The following is a 22,284-nucleotide window of genomic DNA, read 5'->3' as shown; positions in this document are numbered from 1 at the left end:
GCGAGCCGGCCCATCGAGCTACCCGAACCGCACCTCGAGCCCCGCGCCCCCGCCCGCCACAACGACCTCCCGATCCCTGCACCCCGGATCCTCCGCCATGCGCGCCGCGATCGGCGTGATCACCCGCTCCTCGATCACCCGCTTCAGGGGCCGCGCCCCGCGCCTCGGATCGAACCCCGCCTCGGCCAGGAAGGATCGCGCCTCGGGCAGCACGCGGAGCCTCAGGTTGCGCCGCACGAGCCCGGTGCGCGCCTCGGCCTTGGCGAGCTCGAGATCGACGATCCTGAGCACGCTGTCCCGCCCGAGGCCCCGGAACTGCACGACGTGGTCGATGCGGTTCACGAACTCCGGCCGGAAGTGCTCGCGCACGCCCGCCGGCGCCCCGCGCCGCGCGCCCAGGGGCAGGGCGCGCTCGTCGTCGCCGCCGAAGCCGACCGGCGCCCGGTCGGCGACGCCGATGTTCGAGGTCATCACGATGAGCACCATCCGGAAATCGACGTGGCGCCCGTCCTCGTCCGTCAGCCGCCCCTCGCCGAGGATCGCGAGCAGGAGGTCGAACACCTCGCGGTGCGCCTTCTCGATCTCGTCGAGGAGCACGAGCGACAGCGGCTCCTGCCGCACGCGCTGCGCCAGTGTCGTCGCGTCCGGCCCCGCCGCGAGCAGGCGCGCCGACGAGCCCGGGAGCCTGTACTCGCTCATGTCGAGCCGGATCATCCGCCCCTCGTCGCCGAACATCGACCGCGTGAGCTCCTTCGCGAGCTCCGTCTTGCCCACGCCGGTCGGGCCGACGAACAGCAGCGTGCCGCAGGGGCGCTCGGGGTCGTTCATCCCGGCCTTGAAGCGCGCCAGCACCCGCGCCGCCGTGTCGCACGCCTCGTCCTGCCCGATCACGCGCCGCTTCAGCCCGCGCGCGATCGTCTCGGCGCTCGCGGGGATCTCGTCGGCGATGAGCTCGATCGGCAACCCCGAGTGGCGCGCGTAGGCCTCGGACACGTCCCGCGGGTACAGCACGCGCGAAGGCGCCCCGCCGGCCGCCTCCGCCTCCGCGCCGGCCCGCGTACCGGCCTCCTGCGCGAGCCAGTCGAAGAAGCGGAACGCCTTGCCGGGGAAGAGCACGTCGCGCCGGAACATCGCGAGGTGCTGCACCAGCCGCTTCTTGCCCGCCGGGTGCAGCCGGACGCGCGTGTCCTTCCGCGCCTCGTACTCCGCGAGCAGCGCCGGCACCGCGGCCGCGTCCGGCTCGCGCAGCCGGACGATCTGGAAGCACGCCACGAGCGAGGCCGCGCGGCGCTGGCACGCCTCGAGCTCCGGCTCGGTGCACTCCGCGATGAGGCTCACCTCCCCGGTCCGGAGCGCCGGCAGGAACACGTCGCCGATCGACGCGCCGTCCGGCTGCGGCCGGAGCAGCGGCAGGAGCGCGCCGACGTGGAGCAGATCCCCCTCGTGCGACAGCTCGCTCACGAGCCTCAGGCACCTCGCCTGCCACATGCCGAGGTACTTCATCCCGGCGAGCAGCCTGTCGGCCGACGTGCTGAACAGCCCCGGCGAGCTCGCGCGCGCCTTGTCCCTGCGCCACGCCGCGAACCGCCGCGCCAGCCGGTGGACCCAGGTCGTCTTGCCGACGCCCGGGCCGCCCACGAGCAGGATCGACGGCATCGACGTGGCGTGCGCGGCGCGCGCCGCGTCGAACAGCGGCAGCGCCCGCTCCAGCTCCTCGGACTCACCCACCGCGAGCGGCAGCCGCTGGCGCGCGGCCTTCTCGACGAGATCCTCGGAGACGGCGTGCAGCGTGGGGCGCTCGTCCTCCGGGCGCCGGGCGCTCCGGCCGGCGCGCTCCATCCGGCGCGGCGACCACGGGCGCACGTACTCGTCTCCCTCCCGGCGAAAATCGAAGAGCGACCGCGGGGACTCGCCGAGCAGCGCGCTCGTGACGAGCTGGCGGAGCACGTCGGGCGCGATCGAGAGATCCTCGAGGACCACGGACCAGCCGAAGCGGGGGAGCATCACGCGGACGCCGCCCTCGGCGAGCTTGCTCGCGAGGTACGTGAGCCGCAGCGGGATCTGGCGCCGGCCGACGACGGCCGTCCGCTTGACCGTGGTCTGCGGGTGGACGTCGACGTCCAGCGAGCGGACCTCGAACGACTCGTCCCACAGGTAGCGATCGAGATCGTCCTCGTCCGTGGCGAGCCTCGCGTGGAGCTCGACCTCGATCGCGCGCAGCACCTCGTCCTCGGAGGCGCCATAGGCGGACGGCGCCGGCCGATCGAAGAGGAAAGCCCACGTGCGCAGCAGGATGCCGGTGAAGCGGCCGTCGTGGTGGGCGATGAAATAGACGCGGAGCGATTTCTTGGTCATACGGTGGCGGTGGAAACGCGCAGCCTGACCGCGCGAGCCTACCACACCCGGGCAACACCCCGCGCCGGGAGCGTCGCTGCGTTGATCGGCCGCGCGGTGGGTTGTTTCGTTGCGCGCGCCGTCGTTTCATTGCTCCCCTCTTCCATTGTGCCATTGTGCCGATTCCGCCGCAGTCGTCCGCGCAGCGCCCCGAGGAGGCCTGTCCCGGCGCGAGGTGGAGCGGCGCCGGAATACGCTGGCGGTCAACTCAACGTCAGATCAACTCCATGCGTCGTGGTGACGGCGTGCGTCAAAGCGGCCGCGCGCCGCGACGCAGGAACAACCGTGCTGCATAATTCTCGCCGTGCGGAGATGTGTAATCTCATCCACCCTGGTCTCCTCGGGAGGTGTAGAGTGGTGTTCATGCCGCAAACGCCTTACTTCACGACGCCTCGCCGCCGCGCGGCTCGAGCCGCCGTTTCCTTGTTCCTGTCGCTTGCCCCGCTCGCGGGGGCCGTGCCCGCGAGCGCTGCTGTGGAGCAGCTGGATGGCACGCGCCTGCCCACGGCGGTCAGCGCCAACGAGATTAACCTCGTGACGGGCCGGGGTTTCCCGAGGGACGCCGTCACGCTCGATGGGCTCTTCGGGTACCGGGGAGAGGACATCGATCCCGTGGCCGACGCGAGCACGGAGCCAGGTGTCTTCTCGCCGCTCTGCGGGTTCTCGGGAGAGCTCGTGCTGCGCGGGGGCGGGTGCAAGGTCGCGTTCGGCTGGTACAACGCGAACGCGAGCGGCACGCGCCCGCCGGACAACCAGATCTACGAGCTGATCCCCGCGGACACCTCGACGGCGTTCAATTGCGAGGACAACGACTTCTGCCCGCTGGCCACGATGGAGACCACCCAGGCGGGGCAGCACGACTGGACGCCGCGGCAGTTCTCGGCGGCGGACATCCGGAACGATGCGCGGTACCAGGGTGGCCTGGTCGGCTTCGCGCTGATCGGCAAGGCGGGCACCTACTGCACCCAGACGAAGTTCTCGCAGCGCGAGCTGAACACCGTCTGCACGAGCTGCACGCCGAACGAGCCGTGGGTGACCACGCTGATCTACACGTCGACCGCCGAGCCCGACGCGTTCTATGTCGCCTTCGAGGACCTGCCCGTGACCGCGACGAGCTGGAAGGGGAACCAGGGCGGGTACGAGAACGACGGCGATTTCAACGACTTCGTCTACTACATCACGGGCGTGACCTGCAAAGGCGGCGGCGAGATCTGCGACACGGGCCTGCAGGGCGCGTGCGCCGTGGGCAGGACGGGCTGCGCGACCGAGGGCGAGGTCCAGTGCCTGCCCGTGCTCGAGCCCGGCGAGCAGAAAGAGACCTGCGACAACATCGACAACGACTGCGACGGCGAGGTCGACAACGGCCAGGGGCTCTGCGACGAGGGCTACGTGTGCAACCGCGGGGCGTGCGTGCCGTACTGCGGGCGCGGCGAGGTGGTCTGCGACCCCGGCCTCGTCTGCAACGACGACGGCTTCTGCGTGGAGCAGGCGTGCATCGACAAGGAGTGCACCGGCGGCCAGATCTGCATCGGCGGCAACTGCGTGGGCGGGTGCGACGGCGTCGTCTGCCCCGCGAACCAGGAGTGCCAGCTCGGGCGGTGCGTGGATCTCTGCGCCCACATCGAGTGCGAGGACGGCGCGGTCTGCGAGCGAGGCATCTGCCAGTCCAACTGCGGCTGCCGCACCTGCCCGACCGGCAAGGTGTGCGGGGGCGACGGCCGTTGCGTCGACACCGGCTGCGACGGCAAGACGTGCGCTGCCGGGCAGGTCTGCGTCGCCGGGAGCTGCGCCGACGCGTGCGCGGGCGCCGTCTGCCCCGGCAACGCGCCGTGCGTCAACGGGGTCTGCGGCGAGCCGGTGGTCCACGGCGGCGCCGCCTCCGCCGCGAGCGGAGGGCCGATCGGACCCGACGTGGGGCTCGACGATCCGGTGGATCTGACCACCGGCTCCGGCTCCGGCTCCGGGTCCGGCTCCGGCTCCGGCGGCGCGAGCGGCGGCACGGGCGGCAACAAGCCCGACGCGTCCTGCGCTTGCCGCGCGGGCGCGACCTCGGAGGCCTCGCCGGCCAGGGTCGGCCTGCTCGGGCTCGGTCTCCTGCTGCTCGCCGGCCGCAGGCGCCGCGCGCGCCGCGCCGCGAGCCGCCCGTAGCCGCGCCGTGGCCCGCCGCGCGCCCGCGTCACCCCGCGGAGCGCGCGGCCATCGCCGCGACGAGGCCCCCCACGACGGCCGCCAGGACCCACGCGAGGCGCGCGCCGTACGGTGACGCGGCCGCGGCGCCGGCGGGCAGCGGGAACACCACCGACCGCACCCGCCGGGACTCCGCGTCGACGAGGAGCACGCCGTCGACGTCGAACGCGACGCGGTACTCGAGCAGCTGCCGCCGCGTCGCGGGCGTGTCGATGCGCGGCGCGAGCCGGCCCGTCTTCACCTCGGCGACATACCGCCTGGGGCCGTGCGCCACGAGGTAGTCGGCGCGGAGCCCGACGCTGACCGGCTCGCCGTCGATCTGGACTCCGTACGAGACCGCGACCTGCCGGCCGACGATGGTGTAGCCGAGCTCGCGGAGGAGCGCCTCGGCGCGGGCCTCTCCCGCGGCGCCCTGCTCCCGGCACCGCGAGAGCCGGCGCCGCTGCCATGCGCGCCTCCACGTGAGCCGGAGCGTCTGGACCAACCCGAAGGAGAGCGCCGCGCTGGCCACGGCCAGGAGGAGCTCGGGCGGCATGTCGCGGAAATCCACGCTGCGCGGGTTTGCTCAGGAATCGGGATACCGGGCCAAGTTTTCTGCGCCGGATCGCCTGCGGCTCGGCTGGCGCGCATGTCCACGTGCTCCTATGACAGGGCCGCAAGAGGCATACCGCCTGCTCGTGCTCTTGTGGGGTGGCGCCGTGTTCCAAGAGCGTGCCCGGCTGATCTGGTCAGGGATGCACACCCATCGTCCGCGAGAGTACCCTCATGCTGGAGCCGAGGGTCGTCTGCCTGTGATCGAACACGAGGAGAGGCACCGTTCGCAGATCCGCGCGCTGACCGAGGCCAGCCGCGCGCTCGCGTCGGCGTGTTCGGCGCTCGCGGTTCAAGAGATCGTCCTCTCCGCGGCGGCGCGCCTGAGCGGCTCCGGCAGGGCCGTCCTGATCCTGAACGACGAGGACGGGCGCCCGGTCGTGCGAGCGGCGCTGGGGCTCGATCCGGCGCTGCTCGCCGAGCTCTCTGGCCGCCCGCTCCCGAGCGCCGACGACGGGATAGCGCGAGCGCTGGACGGCGCGGCCCACGTCGCCGCCGCGCCGCTGATCGTCAGCGGCCGTGTCTCTGGCGTGCTCGCGGTCGAGCGCGCCGCCCCGGCCTCCGGCGAGGATGCCTGGCTGATCGAGGCGCTCGCCGACCAGGCCGCGGTCGCGCTCGCAGGCCCCGCCGGCGGCGCCGCGCACGCAGGGGCCAGCGAGCCGCCCGCGCGCCTGGAGGCGGACGTACAGGACGAGCGCTATCGCCTCCTCGGTCGAGCGATCAAGGACCCGATCTGGGACTGGGATGTCCGGACGGACCGGGTCGAGCGCAACGCGACATTTCACGATGTCTTCCGCTACACGCCCGAGCAGACGGCCCCGACCGGCGCGTGGTGGGTGGACCGCGTGCTGCCGGAGGATCGCGACCGCATGGTGCGCGCGCTCGAGGAGCTCCTCCACGGGGACGCCGACACCTGGTCGGCGCAGTACCGCGTCTACCGCGGCGACGGCTCCGTCGCCCGCGTGTTCGATCGCGGCACGGTGCTCCGGGACGCGGGAGGCAAGGCGATCCGCATGGTCGGCGCCTCGGTCGACCTGACCGAGCGGTTCCGGATCGAGAGCGCGCTCCAGGACCGGGAGGATCGGCTCCGGCTGGCCACGTGGGCGGCGGACGTGGGCACGTGGCGAGTCGACCTGGAGACGCGGTACGACACGAGGGACGCGAGCCTGAACCGCATCCTGGGCCTGGACGAGCGCGAGACGACGCAGCCCATCGGCGACTGGCTGACCCGCGTCCACCCGGAAGATCTCGACGCGGTGATCGCCATGCACGAGCGGAGCGTCCGCGAGCGCTGCATCTACGACATCATCCACCGCGTCGTCCGCGCCGACGGGTCGATCCGGTGGGTCCACGATCGCGGGCGCATCGTCGCCGATCGGGACGGCTCCCCGCTGTTCCTGACGGGCGCCGTCGTCGACATCACCGAGCTGAAGCAGCTCGAGCACGAGCGCACGGAGCTGCTCCGCCGCGAGCAGCAGGCGCTCGCCCAGTCGGAGAAGGACCGCCTCCGGGCCGAGGACGCGAACCGCATGAAGGACGAGTTCCTCGCGACGGTCTCCCACGAGCTGCGGACGCCGCTCACGGCAATCCTCGGCTGGGCGCGGCTGATCAAGGACAAGGCCCTCGCCCCGGAGCGCGTCAAGCAGGGCATGGCGTCGATCGAGCGCAACGCCCACGCGCAGGCGCAGATCGTCGACGATATCCTGACGGTCTCCCGGATCATCACGGGCAAGCTGCGGCTCCGCACGATCGCCGTGGATCTCGCCGCGGTCATCGAGGCCGCCGTGGACACCATCACGCCGACGGCGAAGGCGAAGGAGATCGAGATCCGCGTCGAGCCGGGCGAGGGGCTCAGCCACGTGTGCGGCGACCCGGATCGCCTCCAGCAGGTCATGTGGAACCTGCTCTCCAACGCGGTGAAATTCACCCCGAAGCGAGGGCTGGTCGCCGTCCGGGTGGGGAGGAGCGACTCCCAGGTCGCGATCTCGGTCATGGACAACGGCAAGGGCATCGCCACGTCGTTCCTGCCGTATGTGTTCGACCGCTTCCGCCAGGGCGACTCCTCGCCGACGAGGGCTCACGGCGGGCTCGGCCTGGGGCTCGCGATCGTCCGCCACCTCGTCGAGCTGCACGGCGGCACGGTGGAGGCGGAAAGCCCGGGCGAGGGGGCAGGAGCGACGTTCACGGTGACGCTCCCCCTGCCCGCGGCGCCCTCCGCCGCGCACGAGGGGCCGCCGTCCGCGCCGGGGCGCGCCCCGCTGCGGAGCGGGGAGCCGTCGCCGCTCTTCGGCGTTCACGTCCTCGTCGTCGAGGATGAGCCGGACGCCCGGGAGATGCTCGCGTTCTTGCTGGAGGGAGCGGGCGCGCGGGTCACCACGGCCGGCTCTGCGAGCGAGGCCATGAGCATCCTGGAGCGGCTGAGGCCCGATGTCCTGCTCAGCGACATCGGCATGCCGGGGGAGAGCGGCTATGCGCTGATCCACCAGCTCCGCGCGGCGGGCCGGGACGAGATCCGGCGTATCCCCGCCGTGGCCCTGACCGCCTATGCCCGGATCGAGGACCGGAGGAGGGCGCTTTCGGCCGGCTTCCAGAAGCACGTCGCCAAGCCGATCGACCCGGCCGACCTGGTGCAGGTCGTCGCGGACCTCACGGGCCGCTCGAGCGGCGACGGGACCCCCGCCCGCTCCCGGCGCGGCGCCCTCCTCGGTTGACCCCGCGCGCCCGCTCTAGGCCAGCTCGACGCCGAGCAGCCACAGCATGAGCGCCTTCTGCACGTGCAGCCGGTTCTCGGCCTGATCCCACACGCGCGAGCGCGGCCCTTCGAGCGTCTCGTCGTCGATCTCCTCGCCGCGGTGCGCCGGCAGGCAGTGCAGCACGATGGAGTGCTGGGCGGCCTTCGCCATCACCTTGGCGTCCACGGTCCAGCCGGCGAACGCGGCGCGGCGCTTCTCCGCCTCGGCCTCGTGTCCCATGCTCGCCCACACGTCCGTGTTCACCACGTCCGCGCCCGCTGCGCCCTCGAGCCGGTCGTGGGTGATCGTGACGTGGCCCGTCTTCCGCGCGCGCTCGACCTCGTCCGCGGGCGGCATGTACCCCTCGGGCCCCGTGAGCACGAGGTGGAAATCGAAGAGCGGCGCCGCCTCGAGCCACGAGCGCGCCATGTTGCTCGCGCAGTCGCCGAGGAACGCGACGCGCCGGCCGGCGATGCCGGTCCTGTCCCCGCTCGCCGCGAGCGCCTCCTGGATCGTGAAGATGTCGCTGAGCACCTGCACCGGGTGGCCGTCGTCCGAGAGCGCGTTGATCACCGGAACGCTCGCCTCCGCCATCTCGAGCAGGCGCGCGGTCGACGAGGTGCGGAACGCGATCGCGTCGCAGTACCGGGCGAGCACGCGCGCCGTGTCGCGGATCGGCTCGCCGCGGGCGAGCTGGCTGCCCTGGGTGCTCAGCACGACCGGCTGGGCGCCGAGCTGCGCGATGCCGACCTCGAACGACACGCGCGTGCGCGTGCTCGCCTTCTCCAGGACGACCGCGACGGCCCGGCCGGCGAGCATCGTCGTGCGCCGCCCTTTCGGCTCCTCCTTCAGGCGAGCGGCGAGCCTGAGCACGCGGTGCGCTTCGGCCAGGGTCGTGTCCGTGATCTTGAGGTAATCGCGCTTCGCCATTGTCCCGCCTTCCGCGTCGCCGCCGTCCGGGCGCGCCGTCGTGCCGCGGGCAGCCCGCGACGCGGGGCGCGCCGTACGCCCGTCGTGATGTGGCACAACCGGGACGTCGCCGTCAATCGGCGGCGGATCCGCCGTGGACCGCGCTCAGCGCCAGATCTCGATCTGCCACGCCGCGTCCGAGATCTGCGCGACCGACGCGCGGATCCCGAGGAGATCTCGGAGCAGCCCGAGGTGGGTCGTCGTGTGGGACGACGGGCGCACGGTCCGGAAGGCGCCGCGGCCCGCGAGGGCGATCGGCAAGAGCAGCTGATCGGCCAGGTGCTCGCCCACGGGGACGCCCGCCGCGAGGTAGTCGCGCGCCTCCTCGGCCGCCTTCGTGGCGATGGACTCCGCGCGCACGCCCTTCGCGCCGAACCCGGTGAAGACCTCGGTCACGTGCTCGCTCTCGACGGCGATGGTGAGCACGTTGCCCGGGCCGTTCCCGCCCCTCAGCACGCTGGGCTTGAAGCAGCCCGGCTCCCAGCCGAGCACCGCCGCCGCCGCGTCGAGCTCGCGCACCGCGATGGCGCCCGGGAGGTTCGACACCGTCGCGACCGCCCGCCGGGCGCGGATCTCCCCGCGCTCGAGGAGCTCGAGCGGCGCGAGCGCGGGCGCCGGCGCGATCGAGACGCGGGCCAGCCCGCCGCCGGCCGGGTAGAAGCCGGGCGTCACGAGCGTCGCGGTGACGTCCGGCCCCATCCTCCGCACGAGCGGCAGGTAGGCGAGGTCCAGGAAGTCGAACGGCGGCGCCAGCGGGTTGTGCGTGCCGCCCTCGAGCGTGAGCGCCGACGGCGCGGGCGCGCGGAGCAGCGCTGGCAGGACGGTCTGCAGCACGAGCGTCGTGCTCCCCGCGCTCCCGACCTGGAACGTGTGCTCGCCGGGGACGATCGCGGTCGGTCGAAACACGATCTCCTGCGAGCCGAGCGCGGCGCCCGACACCTCGGCGCGGCCGATCTGGGCCGCGGCCCGGACCGAGGTCAGGTGTTGCCGCATCAGGCCCGGGCGCGCGCGGCCCTTGCGGATCGAGGTGATGCGGACGGGCGTCTGGGTGATCAGCGAGAGGCCGAGCGTCGTGCGGAGGATCTGGCCCCCTCCCTCTCCGATGGATCCGTCGATGGTCAGCATGGCGGTCGGCTCTCCCCTGGATCAGCGATATCACGGCGCCGGGGCGCGCGGCTCACCCCTTCACGCAGACGACCTGCCGCAGGGTGTGGACGATCTCGACGAGATCCTTCTGCGCCCGCATCACGTCGTCGATCGGCTTGTAGGCCGCCGGCGTCTCGTCGATCACGTCCTCGTCCTTGCGGCACTCGACGCCCGCGGTCGCCGCCTCGTGGTCCGCGACGGAGAAGCGGCGGCGCGCCTCGCCCCGCGACATGACGCGGCCCGCGCCGTGGCTCGAGCTGCAGAAGCTCTCCGGGTTGCCGAGCCCGCGGACGATGAACGAGCGCGCGCCCATGCTGCCCGGGATGATCCCGAGATCACCCGCCTGCGCGCGGACGGCGCCCTTGCGGGTCACGAGCACGTCCTTCCCGTAGTGGTGCTCGCGCGCCACGTAGTTGTGGTGGCAGTTCACCGCCTCCACGGTCGCGTCGAAGGGCGGCAGCTCGCCCGAGCCGCGGAGCGCCTCGACCACCTGCGCCATCATCAGCTCGCGGTTCACCGCCGCGAAGTCCTGCGCCCACGACACCGCCTGCATGTAGTCGTGGAAGTGCCTCGTCCCGTCCGGCAGGTACGCGAGGTCGGCGTCGGGCAGGTTGATGAAGAAGCGCCTCATCTCCTGCTTGGCGAGCTCGATGAAGTAGCTCCCGACCCGGTTGCCGACGCCGCGCGACCCGCTGTGCAGCATGACCCAGACGCGGTCCTCCTCGTCGAGGCAGAGCTCGATGAAGTGGTTGCCGGTCCCGAGCGTGCCGAGGTGCTCGACGGCGTAGCCGCGCCCGATGCGCGGGTGCTTCTCGACGATCTGCCGGTACCGCGGCTCGAGCTCGGCCCACGCCGCGACCTGGGCCGGGGGCGGCGAGCGCCACGCGCCGCGGTCGTTCTTCCCGCCGTTGTCGGTGCGGCCGTGCGGCACCGCGCCCTCGATGGCCGCCCGGAGCCCGCGCAGCGCGTCCGGCAGCTGCGACGCGGAGAGGCTCGTCCGCGCCGCCATCATCCCGCAGCCGATGTCGACGCCCACCGCCGCCGGGATGACCGCGCCGCTCGTCGCGACAACGCTCCCCACGGTCGCGCCGATGCCCTGGTGCGCGTCGGGCATCACGGCGATCCACTTGTGGATGAACGGCAGCGCGGCGAGGTTCTTGAGCTGCGCCTCCGCGGCGGTCTCGAACGGCACGCCGACCGTCCACGCCTTGATGGGCACGCCCGAGTCCGTGGGGATGACGTTGTAGCTTCGCTCCATGGCAAGATCTCCGGTGAGGGGTCGAGCCCTCCGGCGCGCGCCGCGGCTCGCGTCCGCGGCGGGGTCCGTCGGTCTCTGTCGTTCCGTCGCTCTGTCGTTCCTGTGTCTGCGTATCGCACGGCGCGTGCCACTCGAAATCCAGGCGATCACGGGCCGCTGGTCCTGCGGATTAGATGTATGTATAAGATGGTTAGAGAACATTCTATGGCGCGCAAGACGACCGTGGTCCTCGGCATGCTGGGCCCGACGCTGGACACCGGGAAGACGGCGGAGCGCTGGTCGCGCTGGCGCCCGAGCGTGGCGCTGTGCCAGCACGAGGACCTGATCGTCGACCGGTTCGAGCTGCTCTACCAGCGCCGCTTCGAGGGCCTGGCCGAGACGGTGATGGGCGACGTGCGGCGCGCCTCGCCGGAGACGGACATCCGCGGTCACGTGGTCGATGTGGACGATCCGTGGGACTTCGAGGCGGTGTACGGCGCGCTCCTCGACTTCGCGCGGGCGTACCCGTTCGCGCCGGACCGGGAGGACTACCTCGTCCACATCACGACGGGCACGCACGTCGCGCAGATCTGCCTGTTCTTGCTCACGGAGTCGCGGTACTTCCCGGGTCGGCTCATCCAGACGTCGCCGCCGAAGCGCGACCGTGAGGAGCTCGCGGCCGGGTCGTTCACGATCATCGATCTCGACCTCTCGAAGTACGACCGCATCGCGTCGCGGTTCCAGAAGGAGCAGCGCGAGGGGGTGTCGTTCCTGAAGAGCGGCATCGACACGCGCAACGCGGCGTACAACCGGCTGATCGAGCGGATCGAGCACGTGGCGATCGCGTCGCGCGCGCCCATCCTGCTGATGGGCCCGACGGGGGCGGGGAAATCGCAGCTCGCGCGGAAGATCTACGATCTCAAGAAGGGCCGCCGGCAGGTCAGCGGCGACTTCGTGGATCTGAACTGCGCGACGATCCGCGGCGACGGGGCGATGTCGGCGCTGTTCGGGCACACGAAGGGGTCGTTCACGGGGGCGCTCCAGGACCGCCCGGGGCTCCTGCGCAAGGCGCACGGGGGGGTGCTCTTCCTCGACGAGATCGGCGAGCTCGGCGCGGACGAGCAGGCGATGCTGCTGCGGGCGATCGAGGAGAAGGCGTTCTTGCCTGTCGGCTCGGACAGGGAGGTGAGGAGCGAGTTCCAGCTGCTCGCCGGCACGAACCGGGATCTCGCGCTGGAGGTTGTGGCGGGGCGCTTCCGGGAGGACCTCCTGGCGAGGATCAACCTGTGGACCTTCCGGCTCCCGGGCCTGAGGGAGCGGGTCGAGGACATCGCGCCGAACCTCGATTACGAGCTCGACGCCTCGGCGCGGCTGCTCGGCGTGCGGATCACGATGAGCCGCGACGCGCGCGCGCGGTTCCTCGAGTTCGCGACGTCGCGAGAGGCGGTGTGGCCGGGCAACTTCCGCGACTTCAACGCGGCCGTGACGCGGATGGCGACGCTCGCGCCCGGGGGGAGGATCGGGGTGCCGATCGTGGAGGAGGAGATAGGGCGGCTGGTGGAGGCCTGGCGGCGAGCGCCGGCGGCGGGCGGGCGAACGTTCGCCGGGGGCGGCGCGGCGGGGGAGGGGACCGACGGGGACGATCTCGTGGTCGCGGCGCTCGGCGCGCGCCGGGCGGCGGCGCTCGACCCGTTCGACCGGGTGCAGCTCGCCGAGGTGCTGCGGGTGCTGAAGGGCGCGCGGTCGCTGTCGGAGGCGGGACGGGTGCTGTTCGCCGCGTCGCGCGCGAAGAAGAAGAGCGTCAACGACGCGGACCGGCTGCGGAAATACCTGGCGCGGTTCGACATCGACTGGAGCGAGGTGGCAGGGGGCGCGTAGAGAGGGCTCTCCCTATCACGGGGCCAGGACCGAGCCCCGGACAACGATGTTGCGGCGACGAACCGTCGAGCCCCGCACGCGCCCGATGCGCGACGCTCCCGTGGGCCGCGCCGCGCCGCGGGCCGTGACATGTCACGCCGCGAGCCGTGACATGTCACGCCGCAGCCCGTGACATGTCATGGAGAATGGGCCTCACGGCGCGGCGGGCGGCCCGTCGTCCAGCGCGTGGAGCGCGACGGATCGAGGCCTCTCGCGCTCTCTGCGCCTGGCACATGGAGTGCTACGTGCCAGTCCGAGCGGCCGAAAAACAGCGTTTTTCACAGCGGCCTGTGCTCACGGGATGACAATGGCAAACCACGAGAACATCAATCTACCGGAGCGCATCAGGTTGTGTCCTTCTGCCGCTGGCAGAGGGAGAAGCACGACGAATGACGGTTCAAGGATCCAGGCGCGGCTCTCACGGGCTCTGGCGCTGGCGGCGAGCGTGAGCGTCGTAGCCTGTGGTACGCCGGAGGGGGAGGCCCCCGAGCAGGCCGAGATCTCCACGGCCAAGCAGGCGCTCTTGAACCAGTTCGAGATTGCGCTCGGGTTCCCAGCAGGCTTTTCACAGAGCAACGTCGCCCTCCATGCATCGCAGTCGCTGCGCATCGCCGGCGGGGTCACGCTGCGCGACGTGAACGGCGCGCCAGCGCCGGCGGTGAACGTCGGCACCGGCCTCCTCGAGGTCAACGCCGCGACGAGGACCGGGTCGCTCGTCAGCGGAGGCAATGTCTGGCTCGGGAGTCAGACGGAGGCCACCGGCACGGTCCAGGCGGCAGGCACCATCACCAAGCAAGCCGGCGCAGCGATCGTCGGGACCGAGCTGGCAGCCACGCCCCTCGGCCCGCTCGGGAACCTGCGCTTCACGATCGACTACCCGTCGCTCGTCAGCGTACCGCCCGTCGGACCGGACACGACCTCGTCGCTGGCCCCGGGAGGTTACGCGAGCGTTTCCGTCGGCTCTCGGAGCACCCTGGATCTCAGCTCGGGCACGTACTACCTCGATCAGCTCCAGATGCAGCCTCAGTCGATCGCCCGCCTCGACACGTCGGCCGGCCCGGTGATCGTCTACGTGCGCCAGCTGCTCGACTTCAAAGGGGGCGTTCAGATCGTCGGCCCGGACAGCAGCTTCTTCCTGGCCTACCTCGGGACCGGGACGGTCTCGCTCGAGTCCGCGTTCAACGGGACCATCGTGGCGCCCAGCGCGACCCTGCGCCTCGCGCCCGTCGGGTCGCCCGGACATCGAGGGTCGTTCTTCGGGCAAACGGTCGAGGCCGCCGAGGCGGGCTCCACCATCACGTTCGACCCCTTCGACCACTGGCACGATGTCCTGAACATCCACCCGGTGGTCAAGTGCGTGCGACGCTTCAAGCACCCTGCGGGGGCCGCGCTCTTCGGCTACGAGAACGAGAGCGACTTCCCGGTCACGGTGCCGCTCGGCCCCCAGAACCAGCTCGTCCCCGCGGGAGACGTGGCGCCGCCCACGACGCTCTTGCCCGGGGTGCACGACAAGGTGTTCTTTGCGCCCTTCGACCTGAGCGGCAGCCTCTCGTGGCAGCTCGCCGGAGAGACGGCGACCGCGAGCTCGTCCAGCCCCGCATGCGATCTGGGAGACGCCCCCCCGGAGCCGGAGCCCGCCTCGCCGCCCGCCCTCGTCCCGATCGAGCGCCCGGGCGTGTCGCTCGCGTCCTTGAGCGTGCAGCTCGCGCCGGAGGTGACGACGTCCGCCACGTCCCACCTGGCTTCGGAGGTGTACGGCGACTTCGTGGGCCCGCAGGTGGGCAACACGAGCAACGAGGAGGCTGGCCCCGCCGCCTTCACGTTCACGGTCACCTCGCTCAACTTCGATGAGAGCGAGGTGCTGTGTGGTACGGTCGATCCGTTCGTCGCCAAGCTCGTCATCGACGGCCAGGACATGGGGCAGACGAGCAGCGGCACGGTGCAGGTCGCCCGCGACCGGGCCACGGTCCACGTCTCGGTCGACGTGGACGACGACGATGCATGGTTCTGCCTGGGGGACGACGACCTCCGGGACTACGGGTTCGACGTCGACCTGTACACCGGCGCCACCGGCGCGAACGAGACGTGCATCGACGGCGGCCGCATGTGCTTCACCGCGACGCCGATCGCGAGCCCGGACATCTGCTTCGACTGGAACGCGCAGTTCATCGACTCTGGACCCTGGACCGGCATCGGCAGCGAGGACTACCTTCCCGGCAAGGCGATGCAGCCGGTCCCGGCGAGCTTTGCGCGCTACCAGATCACGATGACGAACTCGACCGGCGTGCTGTTCGACCGCGGCGGCGTGCTCGACGTCAACGGCTGCGTTCCGAGGTCCAAGCTCCCCGTTCGCTCGCACTGGCAGCTGGGCACCGACCTCCAGATCGCGACCCGCGTCATCAGCCAGCACTGCCTGGACCCGTCGGAGACCAACTGCGCCACGAACGGCTCGACGTTCACCGGGGCCAACGTCGTCGTGCGGCAGACCGGGCAGAGCGGCCCGGCCTCCATGTGCGCGATCTACGCGGAGGACGTCGGGAGCGTCACCGACGCGACATGCTCGGCCCGTCCGATCGATTGGCCCACGATGCCCCCGGCGCCCCTCCGCCCGGTCTTCGTCGAGCACAACTCGATCACCCGAGCCGGCGCGGCGATCAGCCAGATGCTCAAACGTGAACACGAGAGCGATGGCGAGCTCGGCATCAAACGCGCCATGATCTTGAATCGCTACGAGGGTAATGGTCGAGTCGAGATCGTCGTCGACGAATATTGCGAGATCGACGACCCCTGCACGGGGGAGCCCCTCCTGACGAGCTGCAGGAGCCAGGACACGTTGTTCCTCGAGCCAGATGGACTGGCCGCTTCGTCGACCCGCTTCAAGTACGTCGTCGCGCACGAGTTCGGTCACTTCATTCAGGGCAGCGGTCAAGGGCTGATGAGGCCGGAGTACGGCTGCGCGGGCGACGCCGACCAGCCCCCGCTCTGCCGCTGCGATGGCGTCCCCCCCGATCAGCGGCTCCATTGCCTGCAATCGCTGGAGGAGCCGAACGCCGCGCAGGTCGAGGGGTTTGCTCAGTACTTCGCGGCCAAGGCCTTCAACGCCGACATGGAATCGGACTGCACGTTCGTTTACTACAAGCCGATATCGAACACGGCGTGCATGCCGGGCGTGACCGATTGCGAGCAGGACCCGGACACCGGGCTCTACATCAATCAGCCGCCGATCCCGGTGAGCTGCAAGCAGGCCGTCCGGTGGCGCAACACGCACTGCATTGATCAGAGCTCGTCCCCCGACCTCCTCTCGTTCGGCACTGAGTACGACTGGCTGGAGTTCCTCTACGGGGTCGACAACCATCCGACGCCGGAGCTGCGCTGGAGGATGAAGGATCTCTTCGACGCCTACGTCGCCGCGTGCAGTGAATCGGTAGAGAACATCGAATCTTGCAAGGGAAAGCGCGTCAGCTGGAATGGCGGACTGGGCCACGAGAGCCTGCTCGGCGGCGTCGCCTTGCTCGTGACGGAGGGGTTCAAGACTCAGCCCGCAGCGGATCGATTCGAAGTCGTGGGTGCGGACCTCGGGGTCAGCGACGAGCCATGAATACAAGCGGTTCGATGACGTGCGCGATCGGTGTCGCTCTCTGGGCTCTCCTGATCGTCCCCCTCGGCTGCCAGCCCGAGGCGGAGCGCCAGGAGCCCTCTGTCGTCCCGGCCAGCAACGTGGATCCGGCCGGTCCGGAGGTGGCTGGCTGGGAAGCCGCCTCCGCCGATGGATCCGTGTGTCGCCATCCGGCGGTGGTGGCCGAGTGCGCGGATGGTTGGTGTCGCATTCCGCCGGGCTGCTTCATCATGGGCTCGCCAGAGAGCGAGCTCTGGCGTGGTGAGAGCTCCGAGATCCCAAGGGCGGTCACGCTCGAGCGCGGGTTCGAGATCGGGCAGTTCGAGCTGACGCGCAAGCAGTGGTCGGAGCTCGTCAGCGTCATGCCGGAGAAGCCGGAGAAGGTGCAGGAAGGTCCGGTGACCTGCAAGGACGACGCGTGCCCGCTCCGCTATGCGACGTGGTTCGAAGCCCTGCTCTTCGCGAACCTGCTCTCCGCACGTCACGAACCGCCGCTCGCGCCCTGCTTCGAGCTCTCCGAATGTCAAGGCGAGCTGGGCCGCGGCGTGATCTGCGGTCGCGTGGAGCTCACGGGCGACGCGACGAGCGTCTACGAGTGCGAGGGCTACCGCCTGCCAACGGAGGCAGAATGGGAGTACGCCGCGCGCGCGGGGACGAGGACGGCATACTACGGAGGTGACATCACCGGAGCGAATCCGGATGCGCGCTACGACCCCGAGCCGAGCCTCGAGCCCATCGCATGGTATGACGTGAATTCGGGAGGGCGTACGCACCCCGTGGGGACGAAGCGGCCCAACCGCTGGCTCCTGTTCGACATGCTCGGCAACGTCTTCGAATGGACCAGCGATCGACCCGTCTTTCACGACGCCGAGGGGCCCGTGACGAACCCTGCCACGGAGATCGCGCTGAGGACCGACGCGGCCGATCTCCGCGTGGCTCGGGGTGGCAACGCCGCGGGCTCGCGGGATATGCTGCGAGTGGCCGGCCAGAATTACCCCGCCTCGGACGCGGTGTCCCGAGGCGTCGGCTTCCGTCTCGTCCGAACCATCAAGTGAGGCTCAGCCCGCCGGGCGCCTCGTGGCGGAGGGCCTCGTCGGGCTGGGCGTCGGCGGCCGCGAGCCGCCGCCGGTACAGCGCGACTCGCGCTGCGGGCACCTGCCCGAACGGTTGATCCCGACCGTGGGCACCGCCCGTCGCGAGGACCTGCCGTGCCCCCGTCGCGACGGGCAACATCTCTGAATATTTACCGTTTCAGTTGACAGTTTCGCTCGCCGAGGCACTTTCCTTAGCTGCCGCGTTTCGTGGCGCATCGAGCTTGACTTTACCGGTTCATTTGTCGGCATGGTTCGATGACGGAGGTGGTTGATCGTGGCGCCGAACTGCCCCAGAGTGCCCGGCGCTGGAGGTCAGTTGCGATGGCTTTGCGTTCATTTCACCGGTCACCTTTCCTGGTTCTCGCGCTGGGGGCGGCTCTGCTCCTGCCGGCCTGCGCGGACGACGACGGCGGCGGCTCGTCGGCGAGCTCCGGGGGCACGGGCGGCTCGTCGGCGAGCTCCGGGGGCTCCGGGAGCACCACCGCGCAGGGCTCGGGCGGCGCGGGCGGTGGTACGGGCGGCGCCGGGGACACGGGGGGCGGCGGCACCGGGGGCGGCGGCGGCGGCGGCGGCGGCACGGGCGGCGGCGGCGGCACCGGCGGCGGCGCGGGCGCGCAGGGGATCGTGCCCAATCCCATCATCTCTCGCGGCAAGCCGGCCTTCGCCTCGGCGGGGACGGCGTCGGTGATCAACGACGGCAAGTACAGGTCGGCAGGGACCTGGATCGCGGGCAAGCCCACCTCGGCCGCGCCCGCCTGGGTCGCCATCCAGGTCGGCACCGGGTACGAGCGGCTGCTCCTGAGCTGGACGGCCTCGTACAACTACAACTACACGGACGTGCAATACGGGGCGCCGGGCGCCTACCGCGTGGAGACGTCGAGCGACTCGACGAACGGCTCGGACGGCACCTGGACCCAGGTCGCGGAGGTGACCGACAACCCGGTCCGCACGCGCGCCCACAGCTTCGATTTCGGCGGCAAGAGCTGGGTCCGGCTCGTCGTGACCGCGGCCCCCGCGACGACCGACGACACCGGCGTGCAGCTCGACGAGATCGACGTGCACGACATCTCGAAGGGCGCGGAGGACACGTGGTTCTTCCTCGGCGACAGCATCACGGCGTACGCCTACGACCGCGACACCCCGGCCACGCAGCCGAGCTTCGCCGAGAACGTGCACGCGGCGCACCCGGCCCACTATCCGGCGATGATCAACGGCGGCATCGGGAGCGAGCTCACGAAGAGCAGCGACAAGCCCAGCGCGCTCGATCGCATCGATGACGTGCTGGAGCTGAACCCCGACTTCCACTACTTCGCCATCGGTTACGGCACCAACGACTCCTGGGGCCAGACCGACCCGAGCACCTTCAAGGCGAACCTGCAGCAGATCATCGACAAGATCGAGGCAGCGGGCCGCGTCCCGGTGCTCGCGCACATCCCGTTCTCGCCGGACGGCAACCACGACGCGGTCCCTGTGTTCAACGAGGCGATCGACGCCCTGACGCAGGAGAACGGCCTCCCTCCTGGGCCGGATCTGTATACGTGGTTCAAGGACCACCCCGACCGGTTCACCGACAAGGTGCACCCGGATCCCGCCGGGCGGGTGGCCATGAACAAGCTCTGGGCCGACGCCGTGGACGGCCTCTACCCGGCCCAGCGGTAGCGCGACAAGACGCCGGACGACACGCGACCACGCGTGACCGAGCGCGCCCGCGGCGCCGGCGCGAGCCTTGACGCCACGCGGCCGCGGGGGCTAGCTCGATCGGGCGCACGAACGGCGGCCCGGGGAGCAGCGCCCTCGGGAGGGCTCGGCCGGCCCGCGCCCTCCAGGGTGGAGCATCTGGTTCGGGATGAACGATCAGCCCAAGCTGGGCGATCGGCTCATCGGCCGGCTGAAGAAGTAGCGGGCGCCGGAGCGGAGCCGTGATGGACGACGATCGGGACGAGCGAGAAGAGGAGGACACGAAGCGGGACATCGCTCCCTACGTGCCGCGCCGCCCCGTGATGGCGGTGATCGGCAACGGCCTCGCGGTGGACGCGGCGACCGAGGTTGTGTGCGTCGAGCTCGGGCGGCGCGCCGTGGAGGCGGGGTTCCGGCTGGTCACCGGGGGGCTGGGGGGCGTCATGGCCGCCGTGTCGCGCGGCGGGCGCGCGGCGACGACGTGGCGCGACGGCGATATCCTGGGGATCCTGCCAGGGTACGAGGCGTCCACGGCCAACCCGTACGTGGACATCGTCGTCCCGACCGGCATGCAGATCGGGCGCAATATCCTGGTCGTCGCCATGGCCGACGTGGTCGTTGTCGTCGGCGGCGGCGCGGGCACGCTGAGCGAGATCGCCGTCGCCTGGCAGCTCGGCAAGCCGGTGCTCGCGCTCGCGGCGAGCGGGGGCTGGGCGAGGCAGCTCGCCGGGGGGCGCGTGGACGACCGGCGCTCGGATCGGATCCTGTCGGTCGCGAGCGCGGAAGAGGCGGTGGCGACGGCGTGGGAGACGGCGGGCCGCGGCCGCGGCCGGGGGGCGTGACAGGGCGCCGCGCGCGCGGCGCGGCCTCCGCGCGGGCCGGCCGCGCGGCAGCCCGTGCTAGCCTCCGCGCCGATGTCGGAAGCGGAAGAGGATGAGATCCAGCGGCTGAGAGCCCGCGTCGGGACGATCCTCCACGGAAAATGGCGGATTGACGCGCTGATCGGGGCGGGGGGGATGGCGGCCGTCTACGCGGCCACCCACCACGTGGGGCACCGCGTGGCCATCAAGATCCTGCACCCGGAGGGCGCCGTGTCCCGGGAGCTCCGCGCCCGCTTCGAGCAGGAGGCGCTCGCCGCGGCGCGGCTCGGGCACCCGGCCGCGGTGCAGGTCCACGACATCGACGTGACCGAGCGCGGAGAGCCGTTCCTTGTCATGGAGCTGCTCGAAGGCGAGAGCCTCCGCGAGCGCGTGTTGCGGCTCGGTGCGATCGATTCGATCGAGCTCCTCGCCCACATGGACACGCTCCTCGAGGTCATCAAGGCGGCGCACGACGCCGGGATCGTCCATCGGGACATCAAGCCCGACAACCTCTTCGTGACCCGCGATGGGCGGCTCAAGGTGCTCGATTTCGGGATCGCGCGCATGAAGCAGGGCGGCTCGGGGCTGAAGACGCGGACGGGGGCGGTGCTGGGCACGACGAGCTACATGGCGCCCGAGCAGATCCTGGGGAGGAACGTGGACGGGCGGGCCGACCTCTACGCGGTGGGCGCGACGATGTTCACCGTCCTCGCGAACCGTCGAGTCCACGACGACGATGGGCTCACCGAGGGAGAGCTCCTCGTGAAGCGGGGCACGACGCCGGCTCCTCCGCTGTCGACGGTGGCGCCGGGCGTGGATCCGCGGGTCGCGCGCGTCGTGGACCGCGCGCTCGCCTTCCAGGTCGAGCGGCGCTACCCGGACGCGCAAACGATGCTCGCCGACGTGCGCGCGCTGCGACGGGGCGAGGAGCCGCCCTTCGCGACGGGGGAGCTGGCCAGGATGGACGAGCGCACGCGCGCGTACGGCCGGGCCATCCCCGACGGGCCGCCGGTGGGGGCGCAGTTCCCGAGCGCGAGCCCGCCGGGGGGGGTGATGCCGGCGGCGGTGGCCGCCTCGACGGGGGCTCCTCCGGGGCAGCCTTATCCGTGGGCGGCGGGGGCGGGGGCCGCGCTCCGGGGGCGGGGGCCGCGCGCGCCGGGAGCGACGCAGATGGCCGTCGTCGGCGGGGTGGGGGTGCTCCTCTTCTGCGTGGGAGTCGGCATGGTGCTGCTGCTCTGGCCCTCCCGCGACCAGGGCGCCGGCGACGCTGGCGACAGCGGCGCGCCGGTGTCCCTCCCAGATGTCGCGCGGGCCCGGAGCGCTGCGGCGCTCGCGGTCGACCCCGCCGGCTGCCCGCCGGGCGTGCCTTGCACCTGCCCGGGCGGCAGTCCTGGAAACGTGCCGGCGAGCTGCCTGCTGACGTGCGGCGACGCGCCCGGCTGCAAGCCGAGCTGCTCCGATCGAGAGAGCTGCGCGAGCCACTGCGCCGGTGACTGCCAGTCTTCCTGCGCGAGGAGCACGGGGTGCAGCACGACGTGCGCCGACGGCTGCTCCACCGAGTGCCGCAACGCGGAGACGTGCCAGGTCACCTGCGGCGCGGGGTGCTCGATCACCTGCGAGGACGTGAACAAGTGCGCCCACGTCGTGGGCGACAGGAGCGTCGTGAGGTGCAATCGGGTCGGAGGGTGCCAGGTGATGTGCATGGGCTCGTGCGCGGTGACGTGCTCCAATGCCGGGGGAGGATGCCCGGTGACCTGCGTGGGGCAGGGGCCCGCGGTGAAGTGCGGCGACGGCCGCAAGGCGTGCGGGGACGGCTGCTCGCTGCCGCGGTGAGACCGGGCTGGCCGGGCATGCGAGCCCTCGC

Annotated in this window: 13 protein-coding genes; 8 read left to right on the top strand and 5 right to left on the bottom strand. The window is 71.6% G+C overall.

The window, feature by feature from the left end; translation table 11 throughout:
- Positions 1–18: 18 nt before the first annotated feature.
- Positions 19–2,355, bottom strand: a complete 2,337-nt coding sequence (locus tag WMF44_RS38180; protein ID WP_437294972.1) for an AAA family ATPase — start codon at positions 2,353–2,355, stop codon at positions 19–21.
- 573 nt (positions 2,356–2,928) lie between these two features.
- On the opposite strand from WMF44_RS38180, the gene WMF44_RS38175 reads away from it, so the two are divergent.
- Positions 2,929–4,542 carry a hypothetical protein gene (locus WMF44_RS38175; RefSeq protein WP_437294971.1) on the top strand — a complete coding sequence of 538 codons (1,614 nt, stop codon included), beginning with the start codon at positions 2,929–2,931 and terminating at the stop codon, positions 4,540–4,542.
- Positions 4,543–4,570: 28 nt separating this feature from the next.
- Here the strand turns inward: WMF44_RS38175 and WMF44_RS38170 are convergent, their stop codons facing one another.
- Entirely contained in the window at positions 4,571–5,131 is a 561-nt protein-coding gene (locus WMF44_RS38170) for a hypothetical protein (protein ID WP_437294970.1), read from the bottom strand.
- A 241-nt stretch (positions 5,132–5,372) separates the two neighbouring features.
- On the opposite strand from WMF44_RS38170, the gene WMF44_RS38165 reads away from it, so the two are divergent.
- Entirely contained in the window at positions 5,373–7,883 is a 2,511-nt protein-coding gene (locus WMF44_RS38165; RefSeq protein WP_437294969.1) for a PAS domain-containing protein, read from the top strand.
- Between the two features lie 15 nt (positions 7,884–7,898).
- Here WMF44_RS38165 and argF read toward each other — a convergent pair whose 3' ends face one another.
- From argF to WMF44_RS38150, 3 genes are all read right to left on the bottom strand, one after another.
- Positions 7,899–8,834, bottom strand: a complete 936-nt coding sequence (argF, locus tag WMF44_RS38160; protein ID WP_437294968.1) for an ornithine carbamoyltransferase — start codon at positions 8,832–8,834, stop codon at positions 7,899–7,901.
- A 144-nt stretch (positions 8,835–8,978) separates the two neighbouring features.
- A complete protein-coding gene (gene rtcA, locus WMF44_RS38155; RefSeq protein ID WP_437294967.1) occupies positions 8,979–9,998 on the bottom strand; it encodes an RNA 3'-terminal phosphate cyclase in 1,020 nt (339 codons plus the stop codon).
- A 52-nt stretch (positions 9,999–10,050) separates the two neighbouring features.
- A complete protein-coding gene (locus tag WMF44_RS38150) occupies positions 10,051–11,277 on the bottom strand; it encodes an RtcB family protein (RefSeq protein WP_437294966.1) in 1,227 nt (408 codons plus the stop codon).
- 204 nt (positions 11,278–11,481) lie between these two features.
- Between WMF44_RS38150 and rtcR the strand changes: the two genes are divergently transcribed.
- The 6 genes from rtcR (at position 11,482) to WMF44_RS38120 (ending at position 22,253) form a co-directional block, all read left to right on the top strand.
- Complete coding sequence (rtcR, locus tag WMF44_RS38145; protein ID WP_437294965.1) at positions 11,482–13,134, top strand: RNA repair transcriptional activator RtcR; 1,653 nt, start codon at positions 11,482–11,484, stop codon at positions 13,132–13,134.
- A 484-nt stretch (positions 13,135–13,618) separates the two neighbouring features.
- Entirely contained in the window at positions 13,619–16,771 is a 3,153-nt protein-coding gene (locus WMF44_RS38140) for a hypothetical protein (protein WP_437294964.1), read from the top strand.
- A 14-nt stretch (positions 16,772–16,785) separates the two neighbouring features.
- The gene (locus WMF44_RS38135) at positions 16,786–17,844 is read left to right on the top strand and encodes a formylglycine-generating enzyme family protein (RefSeq protein WP_437294963.1); all 1,059 of its coding nucleotides are present in this window, start codon (positions 16,786–16,788) and stop codon (positions 17,842–17,844) included.
- A 360-nt stretch (positions 17,845–18,204) separates the two neighbouring features.
- The gene (locus WMF44_RS38130; protein ID WP_437294962.1) at positions 18,205–19,542 is read left to right on the top strand and encodes a GDSL-type esterase/lipase family protein; all 1,338 of its coding nucleotides are present in this window, start codon (positions 18,205–18,207) and stop codon (positions 19,540–19,542) included.
- Between the two features lie 263 nt (positions 19,543–19,805).
- Complete coding sequence (locus tag WMF44_RS38125) at positions 19,806–20,402, top strand: TIGR00725 family protein (RefSeq protein ID WP_437294961.1); 597 nt, start codon at positions 19,806–19,808, stop codon at positions 20,400–20,402.
- A 72-nt stretch (positions 20,403–20,474) separates the two neighbouring features.
- A complete protein-coding gene (locus tag WMF44_RS38120; protein ID WP_437294960.1) occupies positions 20,475–22,253 on the top strand; it encodes a protein kinase domain-containing protein in 1,779 nt (592 codons plus the stop codon).
- The last annotated feature ends 31 nt before the right edge of the window (positions 22,254–22,284 follow it).

Source organism: Sorangium sp. So ce426 (assembly GCF_051475585.1).
Classification (GTDB): Bacteria; Myxococcota_A; Polyangia; order Polyangiales; family Polyangiaceae; genus Sorangium; species Sorangium cellulosum_B.
The sequence above is the reverse complement of the archived record's forward strand: the minus strand, read 5'-3'. Positions and strand labels throughout refer to the sequence as shown.

What these genes read in the sequence shown, in the direction of transcription:
- WMF44_RS38150 (WP_437294966.1), bottom strand. Translation starts at nt 11,277, where the DNA reads ATGGAGCGAAGCTACAACGTCATCCCCACGGACTCGGGCGTGCCCATC.
- rtcR (WP_437294965.1), top strand. Translation starts at nt 11,482, where the DNA reads ATGGCGCGCAAGACGACCGTGGTCCTCGGCATGCTGGGCCCGACGCTG.
- WMF44_RS38130 (WP_437294962.1), top strand. Translation starts at nt 18,205, where the DNA reads ATGGCTTTGCGTTCATTTCACCGGTCACCTTTCCTGGTTCTCGCGCTG.
- WMF44_RS38135 (WP_437294963.1), top strand. Translation starts at nt 16,786, where the DNA reads ATGACGTGCGCGATCGGTGTCGCTCTCTGGGCTCTCCTGATCGTCCCC.
- argF (WP_437294968.1), bottom strand. Translation starts at nt 8,834, where the DNA reads ATGGCGAAGCGCGATTACCTCAAGATCACGGACACGACCCTGGCCGAA.
- WMF44_RS38120 (WP_437294960.1), top strand. Translation starts at nt 20,475, where the DNA reads ATGTCGGAAGCGGAAGAGGATGAGATCCAGCGGCTGAGAGCCCGCGTC.
- WMF44_RS38125 (WP_437294961.1), top strand. Translation starts at nt 19,806, where the DNA reads ATGGACGACGATCGGGACGAGCGAGAAGAGGAGGACACGAAGCGGGAC.
- rtcA (WP_437294967.1), bottom strand. Translation starts at nt 9,998, where the DNA reads ATGCTGACCATCGACGGATCCATCGGAGAGGGAGGGGGCCAGATCCTC.
- WMF44_RS38180 (WP_437294972.1), bottom strand. Translation starts at nt 2,355, where the DNA reads ATGACCAAGAAATCGCTCCGCGTCTATTTCATCGCCCACCACGACGGC.